The following is a 22,358-nucleotide window of genomic DNA, read 5'->3' as shown; positions in this document are numbered from 1 at the left end:
ACACGTGCTCCATCACCGGCACACCGCGGACACGGTGTGCGTCATCGGCCTGGGATACGTCGGCCTGCCACTGGCGGTGGCGCTGGCCGCTCGCGGCCGCAGGGTCATCGGCGTCGAACGGAACCGCGAAGTGGGCGAAGAGCTCCGCCACAAACGAGCACACGTGCACGAGGCAGGACTCGAACTGGCCGAAGCCGTGGACAGCGGAATGCTCACCGTCACCGAATCCCTGCCCGACGGAACCGGAGTCGGCACGTACGTCGTGTGCGTCGGCACCCCGGTGGACGAGGCGGGTTCACCGGATCTGTCCCAGTTGGAGGGAGCGCTCGCCGCACTGGCCGGTCTCGTCGACGACGGAGACCTGATCGTGCTGCGCTCCACGGTTCCGGTAGGCACGTCGCGGCGGTTGCTGGCCGCCCTGCGGACGCACCGCGACGTCGACCTCGCATTCTGTCCGGAACGGACGGTTCAGGGCGCGGCCGTGCGTGAACTGCGCACGCTCCCGCAGATCGTGGCCGGCAGCAGTCCACAGGCCGTCGAACGGGCCGCTGCCCTGTTCCGACTGCTCACGCCCGAGATCGTGGAGGTCTCGTCACTGGAGGCAGCGGAGATCGCCAAGCTGGCGTGCAATTCCTTCCGGTACACGGCGTTCGCGTTCGCCAACGAACTGGCCAGGCTCTGCGAGAAGGTGGGCGTCAGCACCCGGGAGGTCCAGCAGGCTGCGTCCACCGGGTACCGGCGTGGCGCGATGCCGGCACCAGGGCCCGCCGGCGGCTCGTGCCTGCCCAAGGACATCAGGATCCTGTCCCGGGCGTTCGACGACTACGGACTCGGACCTTCCGGCCTGGTCGACGGAGTCGGCGAGGCCCATCGCGCCGTACCGGACAGACTGGCAGTCGACGTCATGGAGCACACGGCCAAGGTCGCCGACTTCGGACAGCTGGAAGTGGCACTGCTCGGTGTCGCCTTCAAGGGACATCCGGAGACGGACGACGAGCGGTGCTCCCCGTCCGTGGACCTCCTCGAACGGATCCGCCGCCGGGCCGATGCCGTGACGATCCGTTCACACGACCCTCTGGTCCCGCACAGGAGACAACGGGCCCTCGGATACCTGCCGTGTGCGGAGGTGGCCGAGGCGGTTCAAGGCGCCAACGTCGTGATCCTCGGGACCAACCACCGGATCTACCGGAACCTGTCACTTCCCTGGCTGACCAGCAGGATGGAGCACCCCGGCCTGGTGTACGACATCTGGTCCCTGCACGCGGACCAGGTGCCCGAGGTCCCCGACGAGGTGATGTACCTCGCGTTCGGTGAAGGTCAGTTGAAGTAGGAAACCGCACGAGTCGGAAGGCAGGACAAGCAGGTGAAGGTGTTGGTCACGGGCGCGGCGGGATTCATCGGCGGCTACGTCGTGGAGGAGTTGCTGGCGCGCGGGTACACGGTCGTCGGACTGGACAATCTGTCGAAGTACGGACGACCTGCCCGCGCCCCGATCGAACACGAGCGGTACACCGAGGTGGTGGGTGACGCCGGAAATGCCGAGCTGCTGCACGAACTGTCCGCCGGCTGCGATCACCTGATTGCGAATGCCGCCATGATCGGCGGCGTCCGGTACATGAGCGACCTGGCATACGACATCCTCCGTGAGAACAACCGGATCGTCCAGACGGCGGCCGACATCGGAATCGCCCGGCGCGGGCAAGGGCTTCGCAAGGTCACCTACGTCAGTTCGTCCATGGTCTACGAGAAGCACGACGGTGCGGGTTTCCTGGAGGGCGACGAGCGCAGGGTCCCGCCGCCCGCGACGGCGTACGGATTCCAGAAGCTGTCGGTCGAGTACTACGCGAGGGCCGCATGGTCACAACACGGCGTGCCCTACACCATCGTGCGGCCGTTCAACTGCGTGGGCGCCGGCGAGCGGTGGGCTCAGCACGAAAGCACGTCATCCGACCAACTGCAGCGAATGGTCCGCGGCCACGTGATACCCGACTTCGTGGAACGCGCCCTTCGATGTGAGACCCCCTTCCGCATACTCGGCGACGGGCGTCAGTTCCGCACCTTCACCTACGTACGGGACATGGCCCGAGGCATCGTCCTCGCCATGGAGTCGGAGGCCGCGCGCAACGACGACTTCAACCTGTCCGGTCGGGAAGGATGCACGGTGGCGGATCTCGCCCGCCTCGTCTGGGAGCGCGTCAATCCGGGGCTCCCGATGGTGGTGCGACACGAGCCGGCGCTTCGTGACGACGTCAGGGTTCGACACCCCGACACGAGCAAGGCGGCAAAGGTCCTGGGATTCCTGCCTGAGACCCCCCTCCACGTCATGGTGGACGAAGTCATCGAGTGGGTCCGGGAGCACGCATGACGTCAACCGTGAACCTGGCCGGTGAGTTCTACGTCCACGACGGCTACGCGGGAATCTCCGAGTACATCGCGGTAGGCCTGTCCAGACTCGGGATCAGGGTCAACCTGCTCCCGTTCAAGACGGACCGCAACGGGCTCTCGGCCGAACTGCTGCGGATCCTGGAGCAGTCCGGCCCCGAGGTGCCCGGCCCACTGATCTTCAACTCCTGGGTACGGCCGGAGCTGGACCGCTTCGCCGGGCGCGAACACCTCGTCCACACCATGTGGGAGTCGAGCCGACTCCCTGATTGCTGGCTGGAACCGCTGAACCGGGCGCGCGCACTGATGGTTCCGACACGATTCGTGGCGGACATGTTCCGGGCGAGCGGAATCCGGGTGCCGATCGAGATCACGCCCGACGGCGTGGATCCGATGGTCTACCCGTACGTGGCCCGGCCGGAGCGGGAGGGGATCACCACCCTGGTGGTGGGGACCGTGGTACCGCGCAAACACGTCCCCCAGGCGATCCGGGCCTGGCAACTGGCCTTCGAGGACGACCCGACAGCCCGACTGGTGATCAAGGCGCGCTTCGGCGAGGAGGGGCGCGCCGGACTGACCGTACGGGACGAGCGGATCACCATCGTCTCCGAGAACGAGCCGTCCCGAGGGATCCTCCACTGGTACGAGCAGGCGGATGTCCTCCTCGCCCTGGGCAGTGAGGGGTTCGGTCTGCCCCTGATCGAGGGCATGGCTACCGGGCTCCCCGTCATCGCCCTGTCGTCCGAGGGCCAGGGCGACGTCTGCGCGGACGCCGCCGATCTGGTACTGGCGGTGCCACCCGCTGCCTGGGAAGACGTGTTCGAGCCGCACCTGGGGCACTGCGGAGTCCGTGGCGTACCCGATGTCCGAGAGGTGGCCCGCCTGCTCAGGTGGGTGGCCGACCACCGCACCGAAGCCCGCGCACTCGGGCTCGCGGCCTCCGAGTGGACCCACAGGGAACGCAACATCTGGCGGAAGCCCGCCCTCTTCCTCGACGCACTGGAACAACACTGGCCTGGCCCCTGACGCAGGGGACAACGGCCGTCATCCCTCCCCGTCCGACCCGTCGACGGGTTCCTCTGGTGTTTTGGCGCAGTGTCAGTAACATGAGTGCTCCTCATGTTCTCGCCAGGAGGCTGCCATGCCGGATCGCTACGACCTGCCGGCGGGATTCCGCTGGGGTGCCGCCACCGCCGCCTACCAGATCGAGGGGGCGGTGGGGGAGGACGGCCGAGGGCCGTCCGTCTGGGACACGTTCGCCGCCCGCCCGGGCGCCGTACGCGACGGGCACACCGGCGCGGTGGCCTGCGACCACTACCACCGGTACCCCGAGGACATCGCCCTGATGAAGGGCCTCGGACTCGACGGCTACCGCTTCTCCATCGCCTGGCCCCGCGTCCTGCCCACCGGCGCGGGCACCGTCAACCCCGCCGGACTCGCCTTCTACGACCGGCTCGTCGACGCTCTGCTGGAGGCCGGCATCACCCCACTGCCCACCCTCTTCCACTGGGACCTCCCGCAGGCCCTGGAGGACGGTGGCGGCTGGCTCAACCGCGACACCGCGTACCGCTTCGCCGAGTACGCCGCCATCGTCGCCGACCGCCTCGGCGACCGGATCCCCGCCTGGATCACCCTCAACGAGCCCTTCGTCCACACCGTCTTCGGCTACGCCCTGGGCACGCACGCCCCCGGCCGCGCCCTGATGTTCGAGGCTTTGCCCGCTGCCCACCACCAACTCCTCGGCCACGGCCTGGCGGCGTCCCTGCTCCACGAGCGGGGCCTGGAGGTGATGCTCTCCAACAACCTCACCCCCGTCGAACCGGCCTCCGACTCCGCCGAGGACAAGGCCGCCGCCGAGGCCTACGACGCCTTGCACAACCGGCTGTTCACCGACCCCGTCCTCCTCGGCCGCTACCCCGACCTCTCCGCCCTCGGCGTCCCCGACGACATCCACGGCGCCGTCCACCCCGGCGACCTCGACCTCATCCACACCCCCGGCCTGGACGGCCTCGGCCTCAACTTCTACAACCCCACCCGCGTCGCCGCCCCCACCGAGCCGGGCGGCCTGCCTTTCGACCTCGTCGACATCCCCGACGTCCCCCACACCGCCTTCGGCTGGCCCGTCGTCCCCGACGCCCTGCGCCGACTCCTCCTCCACCTCCGCGACACCTACGGCAAGGCCCTTCCGCCCCTCACCATCACCGAGAACGGCTGCTCCGTCGCCGAAGACACCGACCCCGACCAGCCCCGCATCGACTTCATGGCCGCCCACCTCGACGCCCTCGCCCAGGCCGCAGCCGAAGGCGTCGACGTCCGCGGCTACTACACCTGGTCCCTCCTCGACAACTTCGAATGGGCCGAGGGGCTGTTCAGCCAGCGCTTCGGGCTGGTCCACGTTGACTTCGAGACCCAGCGCCGCACGCCGAGGGCCTCATATGCCTGGTACCGGGACCTGATCTCCGTTCACCGGGCCCGTTACTCGGTGTAGTTGACATCAGTCGATGTGGGATCGTATGGCCTCTTGGTGTCTACCGAGAGGCCATCCTGATGGCGTGGCCCGCAGCAGCTGTGATCATCGACGAGGCCTCGGAGCAGCCGATCCACCTGGACGTCCCGCCCAAGCTCCCGGACGGTTGGCGCGCTCACCGGGTGGTCATCACGCACCTGGAGCGCCCCGAGCATCGGACCAGGCTGCACTGACGAGTTCTTCGCAGGCCGGATCACGGGGCCGGGGCACGGGGTCCTCGACCACACGATCGGTCTGCGGGGACGCAGGGGAAGCGCATTCGGCACGCGAGCGCCGGTGTCCGTACGCGTACTGTGGGGCCCGACGGGGAGGAGGGGAGCTGTTGCGCAGGGTGCCGCCGGAGATGTTCCGGTTCACGACGGGGGAGAAGGCCGAACTCTACGGTGCGATCCTCCAGGCCTTCGGCGCGGCCAACGAGCGGTTGGAGACGGCGCTCGGGCTGGATGACGTCCGCGCCCGGCTGCGGGCGGTCGGCTGGCTCGACGCGGTCGACGACGACGATCTCCAGGAGGCGCTGCGGAAGCTCCGGGAGTGGCAGTTGCTGGACGTCGTCCAGAACCACGCGGAGAACTACCGGACCGCCGAGGAGTACGAGCGCCGCAACCTCCAGTACTCGCTGACCCGGCGCGGTGAGGCCGCGTTCGCCGGGGTCGAGCACGCCCTGTCCGTGCTCGCCTCGACGGGGGCGCTCCAGACGGCGGTGCTGGAGGCGATCACGGACCGGCTCGACGAGCTGTACGTCCTTGTGGGCGACTCCACTTCCTCGGACCGTCGGGTCTTCACCACCCTCCAGGAGCTGGAGGGCCATCTGGAGGCGCTACTGTCCAACACCAAAGCGTTCAACGGAGAGTTGCAGCGCCTGCTGCGCGCCGAAGGTGCGGACCTGGCGACGTTCCGTGAGGTGAAGGCCGCGACGGTGGCCTATCTCCAGGAGTTCCTCGTCAACCTGGACCAGCGGGGACAGACGGTCTCCTCCGCCGTGGAGCGGTTGGAGCAGCGTGGGGTGAGCCTGCTGCACGAGCGGGCGCTGCGGGGCGCCGAGCTGCCGCCGGTCGCCGACGGCGACCCCGCGCCGGCCTGGCTGGAGCGGCGTCGGGCACGCTGGGAGGGGCTGCGGGCCTGGTTCCGGCCGGCGGACGGGTCGCGACCGCGTGTGGAGCAGCTGCACGACGTGGCGCGGCGGGCGATCGTGACGCTCCTCCAGGTCCTCGACCGGATCACCGAGTCACGGCGCCGCTCGTCCAGTGCCGTCCAGGACTTCCGGGAACTGGCGCGCTGGTTCGCCGCGGCGCCCGGGGAGGACGACCTGCACCGCCTGTGGTCGGCCGCCTTCGGACTCGGCCCGGCTCGTCACGCCCATCTTGCGCACCCCGATCCTGAGTTGGTGCCTTCGTCGGGGACCTGGGCCGAGGCCCCGCCGGTGGAGGTGTCGGCTCTGCTGCGCACCAGTGGCCGTACCGAGAGGTTCACCCGCACCGGCAAGGTGCGTGACATCGGCGGCGTCAAGGCGGCCCGCGCCGAGCGGGCCCGGAAGGAGCGTGCCGAGCTCGAAGCCGCCTGGGACGTGCTGGGCACCGACGGCCCCGTGCGGCTCTCCGGTTTCGGCGTGCTGGACCACACCGTCTTCGAGCGGCTGCTCGACCTCCTCGGCCGGGCGCTGGCCGTACGACCGGACGCCGACGGAGCACGTCGGGCGGTCACCTCCGACGGGCGCGTCGAGATCGTGCTCCGGCCGCTTCCCGCCGGCGGGCGTGCCGTTCTGCGGACCTCCCACGGTCGGCTGGAGGGGCCCGACTACCTGGTGGAGATCCGCAGCCCGGGCGCCCCGCGGGCGGTCACCCGGGAGGACAGCGCATGAGTGGGCGGAGCGCGATCCTCATCAGGAGAGGCGTATGAGCACCCTTGCCAACCAGCTGGTCCTGGCCGAGCGGCAGGACGTGGCCCGAGGCATCAGACTTCTCCTCGGCCGACCGCTGATCACCGAGCGCGGCGACCCGCCCGCCTTCGAGCTGATCCGCCGCCGGCAGGACCCGTTGACGAAGTGGTTCGACTACCACTGCGGCTGGCAGCTGGTGGTGGAGCCGCGCCTGGGGTACGCGCGCCTGCTCAAGATCCGGGCCGTCCCCGACGCCTCGCGCCCCGCCCGCCGGCTGAGGTCCGGCAAGGCTCCGTTCGACCGTCGGCGTTACACCCTGCTGTGCGTCGTCGCGGCCGAGCTGCTCCCGGTCCCGGTGACGACGGTCGGCCTGCTCGCCGACCGGATCGTCCAGGCCTGTGCCACCGACGAGGCGCTGCCGCCTTTCGACACGGCGAGCAAGTCCGAGCGCATGGCCTTCGTGGACACCCTCAAACTGTTGGAGTCCTACGGCGCACTCCTCACCGTGGACGGCGTCACGGAGAGCTTCGTCGACTCGGCGAAGGCCAAGGTCCTCTACCGGGTGGACGCCACCGTACTGATGCGCCTGCTCGCCGCGCCCGTCGGGCCGTCCCGGCTGGCCGTGCCGGCGGAGGACGTGCCGCTGCGCTTCGAGGAACTCCTGCGGGGCACGGTGCGCGAGAGCCGCTACGGCGGTGCCGACGCCTCCGATGCTCAGCGCAACCTCCGGCTGCGGCACTCGGTGCTGCGCCGGCTCTTCGACGATCCCGTCCTCCACCACGACGACCTCGGCGCCGACGAGCTCGCCTACCTCGGCTCGCCGACCGGGCGCCAGATCGTGCGGCGCGCCGCCGAGCAGGGCGGCTTCGTGCTGGAGGAACGGGCCGACGGCCTGTTGCTCGTCGACCCGGACGGGATCGCCACGGACAGCCGCTTCCCGGACGACTCCGCGACGGCCCGTGTCGCCGCCCTGCTCCTGCTGGAACCGCTGACGGCCGCTTCGGACGGGCTGACACCGGAACAGCTCGCCGTCGAGGCGAACGAACTCCTGCGGCGCTTCCCGAAGTGGGCGAAGAGCTACCAGTCGGAGGACGGCGCCCAGCGCCTCGCGGCCGATGCCGTTCGCGTCCTCGGGGACTTCGGCCTGGCCCGTCGGATCGGCGACCGCACCGTTCCCCGGCCCGCGGCGTTCCGGTACCGGACCACCGTGACCGACGGTCCCGCAACCTGACCAGGGAAGACTTCCGATGACCGTGACACAGCTCCCGCAGCGCTCGGCGTTCCCGACGGCGGCCGCAGCAGCGCGATGGCAGCCCGCCCGGGCCGGCATCCTCAACGTCTGGCGCTACTACGACGAGACCTTCACCTTCCACGAGGGCCGACTGCTCCTGCGGGGGCAGAACGGCACCGGCAAGTCCAAGGCCCTGGAGGTGCTCCTGCCGTTCCTGTTCGACGCCAGCCTGCGCCCCAACCGGCTGTCCACCTTCGGCGGCTCCGAGCGCACCATGCACTGGAACCTGATGGGCGAGGGCACCTCGGGCAAGACCCGTGTCGGGTACGTGTGGCTGGAGTTCGTCCGCGACGACGGCGATCCCGTCCGGTTCACCTGCGGCGCGAGGCTCCAGGCGAGCGTGCACACCACCGGTGTCACCGTCGACTACTTCACCACCGGCGCGCGGATCGACCGCCCCGGCGGTCTCTCCCTGGTCAACGACGCGGGCCAGCCGCTCACCCGCGCCGCCCTGGCCGAAGCCCTGCACGGCCGGGGTGAGCTGCACGGATCACCCACCGACTACCGCAACACGGTCCGGAGCACGCTCTTCCCCGGACTGAGCGAGCAACGCTACGACGCACTGATCACCGCCCTGCTCCAGCTCCGCACCCCCAAACTCTCCGAGCGCCTGGACCCGTCACTGCTGTCCTCCCTGCTCTCCCGGGCCCTGCCCCCGCTCGGCCAGGGAGAGATCACCGAACTGGCCGAGGGCTTCGAACGCCTCGACCGGCAGCGCGAACACCTGAAGTCCCTGGACGACGAGGTGGCCGCGGCCACCGCCGTCGCGACCCAGCAACGCGGCTACGCCCAGCGCATCCTGCGTGCCGGGGCGGCGGCGCTCATCTCCGCAACGACCGAGGTGGACAACCTCACCCGCGTCGCCAGGGAGAGCGAGAAGGAGCACGCCGACGCCCTGCGCCGACGCGATGAGGACAGAGGGGCGCGGGAGGAGCTCGAACACCGGCGACAGGAGGTCGAGGGCGCCATCGAGGGGCTGCTCGACTCCGAGGCCTATCGGCAGGGGCAGGAACTCGATCAGCTCCGTCGCAGGACCGACCAGGCCGCCGGGACCGCCGCCCGTGCCCGCGCCGCCGCCGACCGGAAGGTTCAGACGGCCGACGAGGACGCCGGGCGTGCCGACGATGCACGGCTGCGCTCGGAGCAGCGGGCCGAACACACCCGCGTGGCCCGGGAGGAGACGCGCGGCGCGGCGCGGCGAGCAGCCATGGAGTCCGTCTGCACCGAGGTGCAGACCCTGCTCGGTGCCGCACCGGGTCCGTCCGGGGACGCGCAGGAGCAAGGGCGCACGGCACGCCGCCTGCTGCGCGGCGCGGTCGTCTCGCGGCACGGCCAGATCGCCGAGGTCCGCACCGCCGCCGAGCGTCACGAGCGTTCCCTCGCGGACCGGACGGCGGCGGAGCAGCACCTCGACACGGCGCGCGAACGGCTGGCCGACGCGATCGCGCGGCGCGAGGGGAACGCCCACGCCTACGAGACGGCCGTCGACGCCCACGCCGACCGGCTGCGCCGGTGGGCAACGGCCGACTGCACCGAGCTGTCGATCGACGACGTCGAGGAAATCGCCTCCCGCGCCGCCGTCGAGACCGACGTCCTCGCGCTGGTCGAAGCCGCCGCCCGGGCCGTGGAGAGCTCCATCACCGCGGACGAGACGACCGCCCGCGCCGGCCGGGACGACGCCCGCGCCCGGCGTGACCTGGTCGTCGGGGAACTGGAACGCACCGCGGCCGCGGCGGATCTCCCGCCGGTGCCGCCACGGACCCGCACGGCCGACCGGTCGGTCCTGCCGGGTGCCCCACTGTGGCGACTGCTGGTCTTCCGGCCGGACGTGCCGCCCGCCGACCAGGCAGGCATCGAAGCGGCTCTGGAAGCGGCCGGCCTGCTCGACGCCTGGATGACCCCCGACGGAGGCCTCGTCGTCGCCGGGCACGACATCCTGGCCGACCCGGCATCGGCCCTTCCCGCACCGGGTCCCTCGCTGCTCGACGTCCTCGCTCCGGAACCCGACGGCCCGGTGACGACCGACCGGGTACAGCGGCTGCTGGCCGGTATCGCCTACGGCCCCACGCTCCCGGCGGGCCACCAGGCCGCCGTGGCGGCCGACGGAAGCTGGCGGCTGGCGACGGTGGTCGGCTCCTGGACCAAGGAGGAGTCCAGCCACATCGGCGCCGCGGCCCGGGAACGCGCCAGGCAACGGCGGATCGCGGAACTCACAGCTGAGCTGGCTGAGGTGGACACCACCGTCACCGGCTTCGAGACGCGGCTGCGCGCCCTCGCCGACCGCCGGACGCGCCTCGGCGCCGACCTCCGCTCCCGGCCGCACCACCGGGAGGTGGAGCAGGCCAAGCGCGTCTGGGAACGGTCCGAGTCCGAGGTGGGTGCCCGCGAGGATGCCGTACGCGAGGCCGTCGAACGGCTCGCGCGACAGGAGGAGGCGGTCGCGGGCGCGCTGCGCGCACTCGCCGTCGCCTCGGCCGAGCACGCCCTGCCGACCGAACGCGCCGCCCTGGACGCGACCGCCACGGCGGTCGACGCGCTGCGCGAACAGGCAGACGCCTGGCTCGATGTGCACCTGGCCTGGACGGCCGCCCAGCAGGCCTGGGACACCGCCCGCAGCCACGCCGAGGCATCCCGGGGTGCGGCAGCCGAGAGCCTGGGCGAGGCCGAGGACGCCGAGGCCGCCGCCCGCGGGCTCCGATCCGCGCTCCTGGCCGTCGAGAGCACCGTCGGCGAGGACTACCGCCAAGTGGCCGCCCGGATCAGCGACTTCCGAAAGCTGCTCGACCGGACCCGCCATGAGATCGACACCAGCAACCGGTCGCTCCTCGCCCTCGAAGGCCGGATCGGCGCGCTGGGCGCCACCACGGCCCAGGACGCGGCCCGGCGCGATGACGCCGTGGCGGCCCGGAACGAGGCCGCCCACGGCTTCCGGCGCCTGTGCGTTCTCGGGTTCCCCGAGGACGCGGGCCTCGGGCTCGTCCTCACCGCCGTGGACGGCACCCGCGCCACCCTTGGGGCGGCGCGCGAGACCGCCGCCGCGTGGCCCAACCTGCCGCACGGCACCAGGAACCTCGGAGACTCGCTGAACCGACTCTCCGAGGCCGTACACCGAGCCCGCCAGAGCCTCAGCAGCCGCGCCGACCTCGAACTCGAAGCCGAGGAGGACATCCACGTCCTCACCGCCACCATCGACGGCATCCGGGTCGGCGCGACCGGCCTCCTCGCCATCCTCACCGGCGACCGTGACCGCAGCCAGGACGACATCACCACCGCCGAACGCAGCCTCTTCGACCGGACCCTCACCGGCGACACCCGCCGCCACCTCGCCGCCCGGATCCGCCAGGCCGGTGAACTCGTCGAGCGGATGAACGGCCACCTCGAACGGGTCCGCACCGCCTCGCGGGTGGCCGTCCGGCTGGTGTGGCAGATCCACCCCGACCTGCCCGCGGGTACCCGGACGGCCCGTGAACTGCTGCTCAAGGACCCGGCGCGGATCACCGAAGCCGACCGCGAGGCCCTGCACGCCTTCTTCCGGGGCCGCATCGAGGAGGCCAAGACCCGCAACACGGCGGCGACGTGGGAGGAGCAGCTCGCCGAGGTCCTCGACTACACGGCCTGGCACCAGTTCGTCGTCAAGCTGGACCGCGCCAACGGCTCCGGTTGGCAACTGCTCACCAAGAAGCTCCACGGCGCGCTCTCGGGAGGTGAGAAGGCCATCGCCCTCCACCTGCCGCTGTTCGCCGCCGTGGCCGCCCACTACGAGGCGGTGCCGGAGTCCCCGCGACTGATCCTGCTCGACGAGGTCTTCGTCGGCGTCGACACCGTGAACCGCGGGCAGGTCTTCGGCCTCCTCGCGGCACTCGACCTCGACCTGGTGCTCACCTCCGACCACGAGTGGTGCACCTACCGGGAGCTCTCCGGCATCGCCGTCCACCAGCTGATCACCGGAGGCGACGGCGACGACGCCGTCACCAGTGCCCGCTTCACCTGGACGGGCACCGAGCTGCTGCCCGACGAAGCCGACACGGAAGAACCGGCATGACGGCCCGCCACCCCCTCGACCTCCCCGAACTCCGCCCCCTCTGGTCGGCCGTCCACGACCGCCTCTCGACCGGCCGTCCCGTCAGCCGGGTGCGGTCCGGACCGCTCGACGACGCGGGCCGGGAGGCATTGGCCGACCTCCTCGGACTCGACCGACTTCCCGGCGCCGAGCCGACGATCCCCCTGGCGGGACTCGACGGTGCCGTGCTGGAGGCCTGCGGTCGGCCCGTCCGGGACGTGGTGACCGCGATCCTCGGCCCGATCCACGACCGGGCTGCCGACCGCGAACGCAAGGCCGGCCAACGCGACGCCCTGTGGGAGTGGTTGGCCGGCCACAACGTGGTCGCTGCCCAGCCCGCGCTCTTGGAGTGGGTCGGCCACCTGCAGGCCAACGGCCTCGTTGACGGCTCACCCGACCGTACCCGGGGCCTGCTGACTGCGGCGCTGACCGTCCTGGCCGCCCTCCCGGCCGACGGCGAGCCGCTACCGGTCCTCGCCGCCCGTCTCCTCGACGGCGACTCCCACGCCCTCGACGACGGGACCCGACTGTCATCCCTGGTCCTGCGCGCACTGGCGGTGCTGTACGGCACCGACATGCCCGAAGCCGCCGAGGGGCGACGCGCACTCTGGAGCCGAGCCGGCGTGGCCGACGACGAGCTGTCCGCCACCGTGCTCGCCGTCGGTCTCCGCCCCAGGGGAGAAGGCCCCGTCGCCGGGATCTCCCGGATCTGCGCCGGAGCCGGCCACCCCGTCAGCCTCACCCTCGCCCAACTGCGCTCACCCGGCGAATTCACCGGTCCCGCAGGCCCCGTGCACATCACCGAGAACCCCAGCGTGCTCGCCCTGACCCTGCGCCGCTTCGGCCCCCACTGCCCGCCGCTGGTCTGCACATCAGGGTGGCCCAACACCGCCGTGATCCACCTGCTGCGCCGACTCGCCGACGACGGCGCATCCCTGCACTACCACGGCGACTTCGACGGAGAGGGGGTCCGCATAGCAGCCCATGTCCTCGCCAGGACGGGGGCCGTACCCTGGCGGATGTCAGCCGACGACTACCGGGCCGCCGTGCCCCGGGTTCCCTCAGGCCCCGACCCGGGGCGTCTCACGCCCGCACCGTGGGACCGGGCACTCGTCGACTCCATGGCCGAGCTGCGCACCGCAGTGGTCGAGGAGGTGGTCGCGGACCTGCTCCTCGACGACTTGGCAGACCACCGACAACGATAGATTGACAGCCCGTTCGACGGGCCGAGGGGTTCAGCCGGCGCTTCGACTGGTTCGCCGTTCGCGCGAGTCCGCTCCCTGAGGGCCGCTCACCGGAGTCGGCCGGGCCCCCGCTCGGGGCGGCGCACGCGCAGGGCGAGTGCCGGGCACTGGTTCACGGCCCGGCGGGCACCGTGTTCCTGCCAGGGGGCGACGGGGATGGTGGTCGACGCGGGACAGCCGTGCGGGCCGAGCCGGACGAGGCCGGGAGGACCGCGATGTGGACAGCCAGGAACCCGAGCGCCGCGACGGCGGTCGCCCGGTGCACCGACTGGACGGCGACCCGCAACCGCGGCGTCGCACGATCCGGCTTTCTCCCCGACGCCGCCACAAGCACGCTCGATGACCGGTCACCGGCGGGGGAAGCTGAAGGTGTAGCCGTTGTCCTTGAGCCACGGCAGGAGTTGCTCCAGGGCTTCCAGGGTCTGGGCGCGGTTGCCGCCGCCGTCGTGCAACAGCACGGTCGGGCCGATCCGCAGTTGGGCCTTGGCTGTCTCGACGATCTTCTCGACGCCGGGGCGTTCGAAGTCGCGGGTGTCGGCGTTCCAGCCGAGCGGGCGCATGCCGTGGGCGGCGGCGATCTGGCGGCTCTCGGGGGTGAAGGCGCCGCCGGGGGCGCGGTAGTACGGGACGGGGGCGCCGTCGGTGGCGTCCTGGATCATCTGCAGGCCGTCGACGATCTCCTTCTCCTGGTACGCGACGTCCTTGTGGTCCATGGCGGTGTCGTGGCTGACGCTGTGGTCGCACAGCCGGTGGCCGGCAGCGACGACCTGCTTGGCAAGGTCGGGGTGGGCCCGGGCGTTGGGGCCGAGCATGCAGAAGACGGCCTTGGCGCCGTTGCGGGCGAGGACGTCCAGGACCCGGGGGGTCCACCGCGGGTCGGGGCCGTCGTCGATGGTCAGGTTGACGGTCTTGCCCGGGTCCTCGGACTGACGGGAGATGCTCATGTCCACCGTCGGCGCCGGCAGGCCCGGGTCCGGAGCCGAGACCCTGTCGGTCGCGGCGGTGGGCACGGAGGGCCCGTTCACCGCACCGGCGACGCCCAGCAGGGTCAGGGCCGCCGCCCCCAGCGCCGCCCCCAGCGCCAGCCCCAGTGTCGTGCTCCGGCGTCCGGACGGCCGGCCCAGCCGGTCCGCCCGCGGGTACCGGCTGTGCGGGGTCTCGTCGGTCGGGGCCGGCTCGTGGTGGTCGCGCACGGTGGTACTCCTCGCCAGGGGTTCGGGTGTCGGTGTCCACCACCGTCCGCCGCAGGGTTGCGGGCCCTGTGATCTGCATATGAGCGTTTCGCAACAACCCGCCCTGTCCCCACGCCGCAGGCGCGATTCCGCAGGTCGAGACCGGATACTGGCTGGCATGGCACGGCTATTGCTGATCGAGGACGACGACTCCGTACGCGAGGCGTTGGCGCTGGGGCTGCGTCGCCAGGGCCACGCGGTGCGCACCGCCGCCTCTGGTGAGGAGGGGCTGGAGCGTGCGCGGCAGGAGCCGCCGGAGCTCGTGGTGCTGGACCTGATGCTGCCCGGGATCGACGGCTTCGAGGTGTGCCGACGGCTGCGGCGGGCCGGACCGACCCCGGTGATCATGCTGACCGCGCTCGGGGACGACGTGGACACCGTGCTCGGCCTGGAGGCCGGGGCCGACGACTACGTGGTCAAGCCCGCGCAATCCCGCGTCCTGGACGCCCGGATCCGCGCCGTGCTGCGCCGCGCGGGCGGCGCCGGCCCGGAGGCGGAACGGGAGGCCCACGGCGACCTGGTGCTGGACCGGGCGGCGCTGACCGTCACCAAGCGCGGCGCCCCGCTGCCACTGGCACCCAGTGAGCTGCGGCTGCTGCTGGAGCTGGCCGCCGCCCCGGGACGGGTGTTCAGCCGCGAGCAACTCCTGGAATCCGTCTGGGGGCTGGGCCGTCAGGAGGACATCCGCCTGGTCGACGCCGGAGTGAACCGGCTGCGCGCCAAGATCGAGGACAGCCCCTCCGCGCCGCGCTACATCCAGACGGTGCGCGGCTTCGGCTACCGCTTCGGGCCCCTGTGACCACCCCACCCGTCGGCCCCGACCCCCGCACGCCCCGACGGGTCCGGCTGCGCCGCGCGGTCGCGGGGCTGCGGCAGCGGCTGCTGGTCGCGTTCGTCGCCGTCGCCGCCCTGAGCGCCCTGGCCACCGCCGCACTCACCTACCGGGCCGCGACCAACTCCACCCTGGAGCTGACCCAGGACACCACCCTGGACGAACTGCGCCGCCGCGTCGACGTCCTCGCCCCAGCCCTGCCGTTCCCGCCGACCCAGGGCGAACTCGACCGGTTGGCAGGTCAGTTGTCGGGCACCGGCGGTTTCCGCGACTGGCGCGTCCTGGCCGCCTACGGCACCGCGCACTCGGAGTGGACCCAGCCCGTCGCCGTCCCGCCCACCCTGGCGGCCACCGTCGGCGGCGGCCACGCCGCGTTCCAGCGTTTCACCGCCGACGACCACCCCTGGCTCGCCGCCGGCGTCCCCGTCACGTACGCGAAGGGCGGCCCGTCCGGCCTGACCGTCTACGCCCTCCTCCCGCTCGACCGCGAACAGAGTGCCGCCAACGCACTGCTCGCCGGGGCGGCCGGAGCTGGGGCGTTCGCCGCGATCCTGGCCGCCGGGCTCGCACTGCTGGCCGCCCGCCAGGTCCTGCAGCCGGTCCGGGCGCTCGGCGACGTCGCCCGGGCCCTCGCCCAGGGGCGGCTCGACACCCGGCTCACCGTCACCGGGCACGACGAACTCGCCCAGCTCTCCAAGACCTTCAACCACACCGCCCGCACCCTCCAGGGCACCATCGAGGAACTGCGCGCCGTCGAGTCCCAGGGCCGCCGCTTCGCCGCCGACGTCTCCCACGAACTGCGCACCCCGCTGGCCGCGATGCTTGCCGTCACCGACATCCTCGACGAGGACGCCGAGCACCTGCCCGCCGACACCGCCACCGCCCTGCGCATGATCAGCAACGAGACCACCCGCCTCACCCGGCTCGTCAACGACCTCATCGAGATCTCCCGCCTCGACGCCGGCGCCGCACCCCTGCGCACCGAGTCCGTCGACGCCGCCACCGCCGTCCGGGAGACCCTCGACCTGCGCGGCTGGAACGATCGGGTCGACCTCGACCTGCCCGCCGAACTGCCCGTCCGGCTGGACCTGCGGCGCTTCGACGTCATCGTCGCCAACCTCGTCGGCAACGCCTTGCGCCACGGCCGCCCGCCGGTGCGACTGAGCCTTCGGGGGACGGACGACGACCTCGTGCTCACCGTCGCCGACCGGGGGCCGGGCATCCCACCCGCCGAACTCCCGCACCTCTTCGACCGGTTCTACAAGGCCGACAAGGCCCGGGCCCGCTCCGAGGGCAGCGGGCTCGGCCTCGCCATCGCCCAGGAGAACGCCCGGCTGCACGGCGGCCTCATCGAGGCCGCCAACGCGCCTTCCGGCGGTGCGGTGTTCACCCTCGTCCTGCCCCGCGGTCTCGTCACGGAGGACACATGACCACCTGGCACCGCTGTTTGGCCGCCGCGGCCGTGCTGCTGCTGGCCTGCGGCTGCTCGATCTCCACGACCGGCCCGGTGAGGAGCGGGCAGCCGGCCACCGGGGTCCAGCCGGGCACCCGGCTGTACTTCCTCGACCAGCACGGCATTCACCTCACCATCCGACCGGACGCCCAACGCGAGGACCTCCAGCAGACCCTCGACGCCCTCGCCGCAGGCCCAGACCCGGCCGAGCAGCGGTCCGGCCTCTACAGCGACCTGCCCGCCTCGGGCCGCGTCCAAGCCACCGTCACCCCCGGCACCGTCACCCTGCGGCTGTCCTGGTCTGCTGCGTCTCTGAGCACCACTGCCATCCAGCAGCTCGTCTGCACCACCGAGGACGCCCCCACCACCGGGCCCGTGCCGAAGGTAACCATCGTCAGCAGCGACGCCCCCTCCGGCATCCAGCAGCAGTGCGACCTCCACCGCGCCGACTGATCACCACCACGCCGACGGGCCCGGCACGCGAAACACGCGTACCGGGCCTGTACCGGGTTCAGCCCTCGCTGCGCGGCACCGCCGCCGCAGTGACCCGGTGCACCAGGGCCTCCAGCGGACCACGGCGGAAGAACCGGCGCCACAGCACCGAACCGACCAGCGCCGCCGCGGCGAACAGCGCGTACGGGACGAGGGACTGCGGCGCATGGCCGAAGCCGCCCGGCCCCCGGCCGAGGAACCGGCTGGTGACCACGTCCTGGACGAAGTACCAGGTCATCGCCATCCCACCCATCGCGGCCAGCGGCCACAAGACCCGCTGCCACAGGCCCCGTTCGGTCAGCAGGAGCAGCCCGCCGAGCAGGGCGAGGGACACGCCGACCATCCAGACGATCTGCAGCGCGCCGTACTCCGCGATGCCCGGGCCCGGCTTGGACATCGCCCACAGCTCCGCCCACGGCACCTTCGGCATCGGAGGCAGCTCGGGCATGGCCGCCGGCAGATCCGGCAGCGTGCCGTCCCCGACGACCGGTGGCACCGGCGGCATCGGCGGGGGCGCCATCAGCTCGGCCTGGAACCGGTCGATCGCCACGCCCAGCCCCAGCGGTCCGAGCACCAGCCACGACGCCAGCCAACCGCCGACCACGATCCCCGCACCGGTGATCGCCATCCGTACCCGCACCGCGCGGTCGTACAGGTCCAACCGCCCGATCGCCAGGCCCGCCAGGAGCAGCGGCAGCGCGTAGAAGGTGTCCACGTTGAACACGTACGACTGGAACACCGCCAGCCAGTCGCCCGGGTGCACCAGCACCGCCAGTCCCTGCGGCAGCTCCGGCGCGCCCGGCCCCACGGGAGGCAGGAAGCCCCAGTTCTGACCCCAGTTCGCCCGGGTGATCTGGAACACCGGCGCCGCCATCGCGAACACCCCCGCCGCCGCGAACAGCCGGCGTGCCCGCACCCGCGTCCACGGCAGCAGGAACAGCAGCCAGCCGGTGTAGGCGGTGATGATGTTGACCTTCCCGGACACCTGCTCAAGCCCGAGGCCCAGCAGGAGCAGCGCCCCGGCCCGTACGGCGATCCGGCTGCGCGCCCGCCGCATCGCCGTCCCGTCGAACGGCCGGGCGCCACCGGTCATCAGTGCGACCGAGACGCCCGCCAGCAGGAAGAAGACGCTGCGGGCGCGAGTGTCCAGGAACCCGTTCAGCCACTCCAGCACTCCGGGCCAGGCGTGCCCCGGCGGCGTCGGCTCCAGCCAGCCGGTCGGAACGAAATGCATCCACACCATCCCGAAGATTGCCAGGGCCCGAAGCACGTCGACCGCCAGGAGGCGCCCGCGCGGCGCCCTCTCCCGTGTGCGCTCCCTGCGCCGGGCGGCCTCCGGCACGCTCTCGGCCATCGGTTCGGTGATCACGGCAACTCCTTCGAACGACATCAAGGAGCCGCCACGCTAGGAATCCGGTATCAGCCCGCCCCTACCGGAACATGACCGTTGCGTCACAGACCCGGGAGACCACGGGCCGCCCACGACGCGGCCGCTGGAGCTTCTGGCACGGCCCGACGGGCCGAGGGCTACCACCAGCGCTTCGGCTTGGTCCGCGTCGACTTCGAGACGCAGCAGCGCAAGGACACCGTCGACCTGCGCCCGGCCGAGGCCGTGGAGCTCGCCGTCCGGTCCTGGCCGTTCCGCCGTTCCGGCCGCACTCGTCGTGCGGCCGGGGCCTCGGGGCGTGGTGGTCAGCTCAGGGTGCGGACCGCGGCTGCCTCATAGGGGTGCAGGTCGGTGAAGCGGCCGGAGAGGACCTTGGCGGCCCACTGCGGGTCCTGGAGGAGGGCGCGGCCGACGGCGACCAGGTCGAACTCGTCGCGCTCCAGCCGGTCGAGCAGGTTGTCGATGCCCTGGACCGGGGCGCCCTCGCCGATGAAGGCGCGGACGAAGTCACCGTCGAGGCCGACCGAGCCGACGGTGATGGCGGGGCGGCCGGTGAGCTTCCTGGTCCAGCCGGCCAGGTTGAGGTCCGAGCCGTCGAACTCGGGGACCCAGTAGCGGCGGGTCGAGGCGTGGAAGGCGTCGACGCCGGCCTCGGCGAGCGGGGCGAGGATCGCCTCCAGTTCCTGGGGGGTCTCGGCGAGGCGGGCGTCGTAGTTCTCCGACTTCCACTGCGAGTAGCGGAAGATCACCGGGAACTCGGGGGAGACGGCCTCGCGCACCGCGGCGACGAGCTCGGCCGTGAACTTCGTCCGGGCGACCGGGTCGCCGCCGTAGGCGTCGGTGCGGCGGTTGGTGCCCGCCCACAGGAACTGGTCGAGCAGGTAGCCGTGGGCGCCGTGCAGCTCGACGCCGTCGAAGCCGATCCGCTCGGCGGCCGCGGCGGCCTCGGCGAACGCGCCGATGACGGCGTCCAGGTCGGTCCGGGTCATCGCTTGCCCGGTTCCCTCGGTGCCGTCCAGCCGGATGCCGGACGGGCCGAGGGCGGGGGCGTCGGCGAACGGCGGGTCGCCCTGCTTGCGCACCATGCCGATGTGCCAGAGCTGCGGCACGATGGTGCCGCCCGCCGCGTGGACGTCCTCGGCGACGCGGGCCCACCCGGCCAGCTGCTCTTCGCCGTGGAAGCGCGGGATGTCGTCGCTCTGGCCGGCGGACTCGTGGCCGACGTACGTTCCCTCGGTGACGATCAGGCCGACGCCTGCGGCGGCGCGGCGGGCGTAGTACGAGCGCACGTCCTCGCCGGGCACGCCGCCCGGGGAGAACCTGCGCGTCATCGGCGCCATCACGATGCGGTTGGGCACGGTCAGCCCGTTGACCGTGACGGGCCGGGACAGGATCTCGGCCGCGCGGGAGGTGGAGGGCTCGGTGACGGTCATGGGGATTCCTCGCGGGTAGCGGTGGTGTGCGCCGGGACGGAAACGGTTGCCCGCACCAACCACCTCGGCAGCCTCCGCATTTCGCCGGCCGGGGGAAACCCGGTGTGACCCGCGCCACTGTCCGACGTGAGCCGAGGCCCGTCGAGCAGGCGACGAACGCCGACGCGCCCTGGCTGCGACGAATGGGGCCGAAGGGCCCCAGACGCCGCCGGTGTGGTCAACCTACGGTGGCGTTACCTACGGAACCGTAGGTTTGTTCGTCAATCGAGAGTTGGACCCGTGAGCAACACCTCCTCCCGCACCCGGTGGACCGATGCCCGACTCCTGCAGGCCCTGGAGGAGGTGGTCGAGCGCGAGCTCAACCGCCACCTGCGGGTCTTCAAGGAGTGGATGCCCCACGAGTACGTGCCCTGGAGCCGGGGTCGGGACTTCGACGGGCCGCTCGGCGGCGAACCGTGGGCGGTCGAGCAGTCACCGCTGACCGAGGTGGGCCGGGTCTCGCTGGTGGTGAACCTGCTGACGGAGGACAACCTGCCCAGCTACCACCACGAGATCGCGACCCTGTTCGGCCGGGACGGGGCTTGGGGCACCTGGGTGCACCAGTGGACCAGCGAAGAGGCCCGGCACTCGATGGTCCTGCGCGACTACCTCATCACCTCCCGCGCCGTCGACCCGGTGGAGCTGGAGCGCGCCCGCATGACGCACATGCAGAACGGCTTCGTTTCCGACAACCGGCACTCGCCGCTCCACACGGTCGCGTACGTCGCCTTCCAGGAGCTGGCCACCCGCATCTCGCACCGCAACACCGGACACGCCTCGGGTGACCCGGTCTGCGACCGGATGCTGGCGCAGGTCGCCAACGACGAGAACCTGCACATGATCTTCTACCGGAACCTCCTCGGGGCCGCGTTCGAACTCGCCCCCGACCAGGCGATGCAGGCCGTCAATGAGGTGGTGACGAACTTCCGCATGCCGGGCCACGGCATGTCCGGCTTCGAGCGCGCCGCTGCGCGGATCGCCGTCGACGGCGTGTACAACCTCCGCGTCCACCTCGATGACGTGCTGCTGCCCGTCCTGCGCCACCTCAAGGTGATGGAGGTCGGCGGACTGGGGCCGGACGGGCTCAGGGCCCAGATGGAGCTGGGGCTGATGCTCGACGCTCTGGCCGTCCAGGCGGCCCGGTTCGACGAACGGCAGGCGGCGATCCTCGCCCGGCGGGCCGCAGCCAAGGGCTGACTTCAGAACCCCGGCCGGGCCAGCGGCCAGGCCCCGGCGAAGGAGTGGGTGCGGCTCTTCTGCTCTGTTCTGTGCCGCCGGGCCGGCTCAAGCTCGGCGACCTGCGGCTCTACCCGCCCGGATACAGGAAGCCTCCGCCCGCGGCGCCGGCGGAGGCTGAGGGCGTCGGGGCCGGCAGAGGCTCACCTGCGCGGTCTGGTCAGGGAATTTGTTTCGGGCGCAGAGTTGGAGTACTGTCTTCCAGTCGCTCGGCAGGGAGCACCGGACACGCGTTTGCGCGGACGGTCCCGGGGCGGCCAATCCTCTGAAACACCACTTCCCGGTTCGGGCCGGGTCGTTTCGCGTTGTCGTGTTGCGGCTCGGTGCTTATTCGGCGTGCTCGTTTTATCGGATTGCGGTCGGATTCGCTTTTCGGAGCAGAGGTCGGCTAGAGTCTGGAATGTCGGACAGGGCGTCAAGCCCCGGAAGACACCGGCGAGTTGGACGAACGAAGCCCCGGAAACGGAGCAGAAAACATCTGATAAGCTGGAAGCACGAAAGAACGAAGCCCGGAGGGCCCGCTGGAAGGCGGTCCGAAGGAAGCGTCCGTTCCTTGAGAACTCAACAGCGTGCCAAAAGTCAACGCCAGATATGTTGACATCCCCGGCCTCGGTCATTGCGACTGGGGTTGGAGATTCCTTTTGAAATAACACTAGCGAGGACGCAGTGCGCGGGGCCGCCTTATTCCGGTGGTTGCCGTGCCGCTCAACGCGGGTGTGAACCGTCCCTGCTTTATGTCGGGGCCGAGTAAACATTCACGGAGAGTTTGATCCTGGCTCAGGACGAACGCTGGCGGCGTGCTTAACACATGCAAGTCGAACGGTGAAGCCCTTCGGGGTGGATCAGTGGCGAACGGGTGAGTAACACGTGGGCA

16 protein-coding genes and 1 rRNA gene are annotated in these 22,358 nt (G+C 71.6%); 14 read left to right on the top strand and 3 right to left on the bottom strand.

Annotated features, from left to right (window positions below; genetic code table 11):
- Nucleotides 1-4: 4 nt before the first annotated feature.
- From KS423_RS03125 to KS423_RS03085, 9 genes are all read left to right on the top strand, one after another.
- Entirely contained in the window at nt 5-1,330 is a 1,326-nt protein-coding gene (locus KS423_RS03125; protein ID WP_224274550.1) for a nucleotide sugar dehydrogenase, read from the top strand.
- 33 nt (nt 1,331-1,363) lie between these two features.
- Entirely contained in the window at nt 1,364-2,365 is a 1,002-nt protein-coding gene (locus KS423_RS03120; protein ID WP_224274548.1) for an NAD(P)-dependent oxidoreductase, read from the top strand.
- Nucleotides 2,362-3,408 carry a glycosyltransferase gene (locus KS423_RS03115; protein WP_224274546.1) on the top strand — a complete coding sequence of 349 codons (1,047 nt, stop codon included), beginning with the start codon at nt 2,362-2,364 and terminating at the stop codon, nt 3,406-3,408. The genes KS423_RS03120 and KS423_RS03115 overlap by 4 nt, the downstream gene beginning before the upstream one ends.
- A gap of 115 nt (nt 3,409-3,523) precedes the next feature.
- The gene (locus KS423_RS03110; protein ID WP_224274544.1) at nt 3,524-4,870 is read left to right on the top strand and encodes a GH1 family beta-glucosidase; all 1,347 of its coding nucleotides are present in this window, start codon (nt 3,524-3,526) and stop codon (nt 4,868-4,870) included.
- A 59-nt stretch (nt 4,871-4,929) separates the two neighbouring features.
- Nucleotides 4,930-5,082 (top strand): hypothetical protein, encoded by a 153-nt coding sequence (locus tag KS423_RS03105; protein ID WP_224274543.1) that lies wholly within the window; start codon nt 4,930-4,932, stop codon nt 5,080-5,082.
- A 170-nt stretch (nt 5,083-5,252) separates the two neighbouring features.
- A complete protein-coding gene (locus KS423_RS03100) occupies nt 5,253-6,767 on the top strand; it encodes a TIGR02677 family protein (RefSeq protein WP_224274589.1) in 1,515 nt (504 codons plus the stop codon).
- A gap of 34 nt (nt 6,768-6,801) precedes the next feature.
- On the top strand, nt 6,802-8,016 hold the full coding sequence (locus KS423_RS03095) for a TIGR02678 family protein (RefSeq protein WP_224274541.1): 1,215 nt from the start codon (nt 6,802-6,804) through the stop codon (nt 8,014-8,016).
- A gap of 16 nt (nt 8,017-8,032) precedes the next feature.
- The gene (locus KS423_RS03090; protein WP_224274539.1) at nt 8,033-12,118 is read left to right on the top strand and encodes a TIGR02680 family protein; all 4,086 of its coding nucleotides are present in this window, start codon (nt 8,033-8,035) and stop codon (nt 12,116-12,118) included.
- Nucleotides 12,115-13,341, top strand: coding sequence for a TIGR02679 family protein (locus tag KS423_RS03085; protein ID WP_224274537.1), 1,227 nt, complete (start codon nt 12,115-12,117; stop codon nt 13,339-13,341). Before KS423_RS03090 ends, KS423_RS03085 begins: the two co-directional genes overlap by 4 nt.
- Before the next feature lie 386 nt (nt 13,342-13,727).
- On the opposite strand, the gene KS423_RS03080 is transcribed toward KS423_RS03085, so the two are convergent.
- On the bottom strand, nt 13,728-14,504 hold the full coding sequence (locus KS423_RS03080) for a polysaccharide deacetylase family protein (protein WP_374119894.1): 777 nt from the start codon (nt 14,502-14,504) through the stop codon (nt 13,728-13,730).
- Between the two features lie 226 nt (nt 14,505-14,730).
- On the opposite strand from KS423_RS03080, the gene KS423_RS03075 reads away from it, so the two are divergent.
- Genes KS423_RS03075 through KS423_RS03065 form a run of 3 tightly spaced genes read left to right on the top strand, consistent with a single transcriptional unit; the run spans nt 14,731 to nt 17,350 of the window.
- Complete coding sequence (locus KS423_RS03075; protein ID WP_224274535.1) at nt 14,731-15,411, top strand: response regulator transcription factor; 681 nt, start codon at nt 14,731-14,733, stop codon at nt 15,409-15,411.
- Nucleotides 15,408-16,874 carry a HAMP domain-containing sensor histidine kinase gene (locus KS423_RS03070; RefSeq protein WP_308020127.1) on the top strand — a complete coding sequence of 489 codons (1,467 nt, stop codon included), beginning with the start codon at nt 15,408-15,410 and terminating at the stop codon, nt 16,872-16,874. Before KS423_RS03075 ends, KS423_RS03070 begins: the two co-directional genes overlap by 4 nt.
- Nucleotides 16,871-17,350, top strand: a complete 480-nt coding sequence (locus KS423_RS03065) for a GerMN domain-containing protein (RefSeq protein ID WP_224274533.1) — start codon at nt 16,871-16,873, stop codon at nt 17,348-17,350. The genes KS423_RS03070 and KS423_RS03065 overlap by 4 nt, the downstream gene beginning before the upstream one ends.
- Nucleotides 17,351-17,408: 58 nt before the next feature.
- Here KS423_RS03065 and KS423_RS47890 read toward each other — a convergent pair whose 3' ends face one another.
- Together KS423_RS47890 and KS423_RS03055 are read right to left on the bottom strand one after the other, a co-directional pair.
- Entirely contained in the window at nt 17,409-18,758 is a 1,350-nt protein-coding gene (locus KS423_RS47890) for a DUF418 domain-containing protein (protein WP_224274532.1), read from the bottom strand.
- Nucleotides 18,759-19,081: 323 nt separating this feature from the next.
- The gene (locus KS423_RS03055; RefSeq protein WP_224274530.1) at nt 19,082-20,209 is read right to left on the bottom strand and encodes an NADH:flavin oxidoreductase; all 1,128 of its coding nucleotides are present in this window, start codon (nt 20,207-20,209) and stop codon (nt 19,082-19,084) included.
- Nucleotides 20,210-20,488: 279 nt separating this feature from the next.
- Here KS423_RS03055 and KS423_RS03050 point away from each other — a divergent pair, with 279 nt between their 5' ends.
- On the top strand, nt 20,489-21,445 hold the full coding sequence (locus KS423_RS03050; RefSeq protein ID WP_224274523.1) for an acyl-ACP desaturase: 957 nt from the start codon (nt 20,489-20,491) through the stop codon (nt 21,443-21,445).
- Between the two features lie 793 nt (nt 21,446-22,238).
- Nucleotides 22,239-22,358, top strand: a 16S ribosomal RNA gene (locus KS423_RS03045); the annotation flags it as partial.

Origin of the sequence: Streptomyces sp. LS1784 (assembly GCF_020103755.1) — a bacterium.
Lineage (GTDB): Bacteria > Actinomycetota > Actinomycetes > Streptomycetales > Streptomycetaceae > Kitasatospora.
The sequence above is the reverse complement of the archived record's forward strand: the minus strand, read 5'-3'. Positions and strand labels throughout refer to the sequence as shown.

Coding starts and splice junctions, on each gene's coding strand:
- KS423_RS03085 (WP_224274537.1), top strand. CDS start 12,115: ATGACGGCCCGCCACCCCCTCGACCTCCCCGAACTCCGCCCCCTCTGG.
- KS423_RS03115 (WP_224274546.1), top strand. CDS start 2,362: ATGACGTCAACCGTGAACCTGGCCGGTGAGTTCTACGTCCACGACGGC.
- KS423_RS03065 (WP_224274533.1), top strand. CDS start 16,871: ATGACCACCTGGCACCGCTGTTTGGCCGCCGCGGCCGTGCTGCTGCTG.
- KS423_RS03055 (WP_224274530.1), bottom strand. CDS start 20,209: ATGACCGTCACCGAGCCCTCCACCTCCCGCGCGGCCGAGATCCTGTCC.
- KS423_RS03100 (WP_224274589.1), top strand. CDS start 5,253: ATGTTCCGGTTCACGACGGGGGAGAAGGCCGAACTCTACGGTGCGATC.
- KS423_RS03075 (WP_224274535.1), top strand. CDS start 14,731: ATGGCACGGCTATTGCTGATCGAGGACGACGACTCCGTACGCGAGGCG.
- KS423_RS03095 (WP_224274541.1), top strand. CDS start 6,802: ATGAGCACCCTTGCCAACCAGCTGGTCCTGGCCGAGCGGCAGGACGTG.
- KS423_RS03090 (WP_224274539.1), top strand. CDS start 8,033: ATGACCGTGACACAGCTCCCGCAGCGCTCGGCGTTCCCGACGGCGGCC.
- KS423_RS03110 (WP_224274544.1), top strand. CDS start 3,524: ATGCCGGATCGCTACGACCTGCCGGCGGGATTCCGCTGGGGTGCCGCC.
- KS423_RS03105 (WP_224274543.1), top strand. CDS start 4,930: ATGGCGTGGCCCGCAGCAGCTGTGATCATCGACGAGGCCTCGGAGCAG.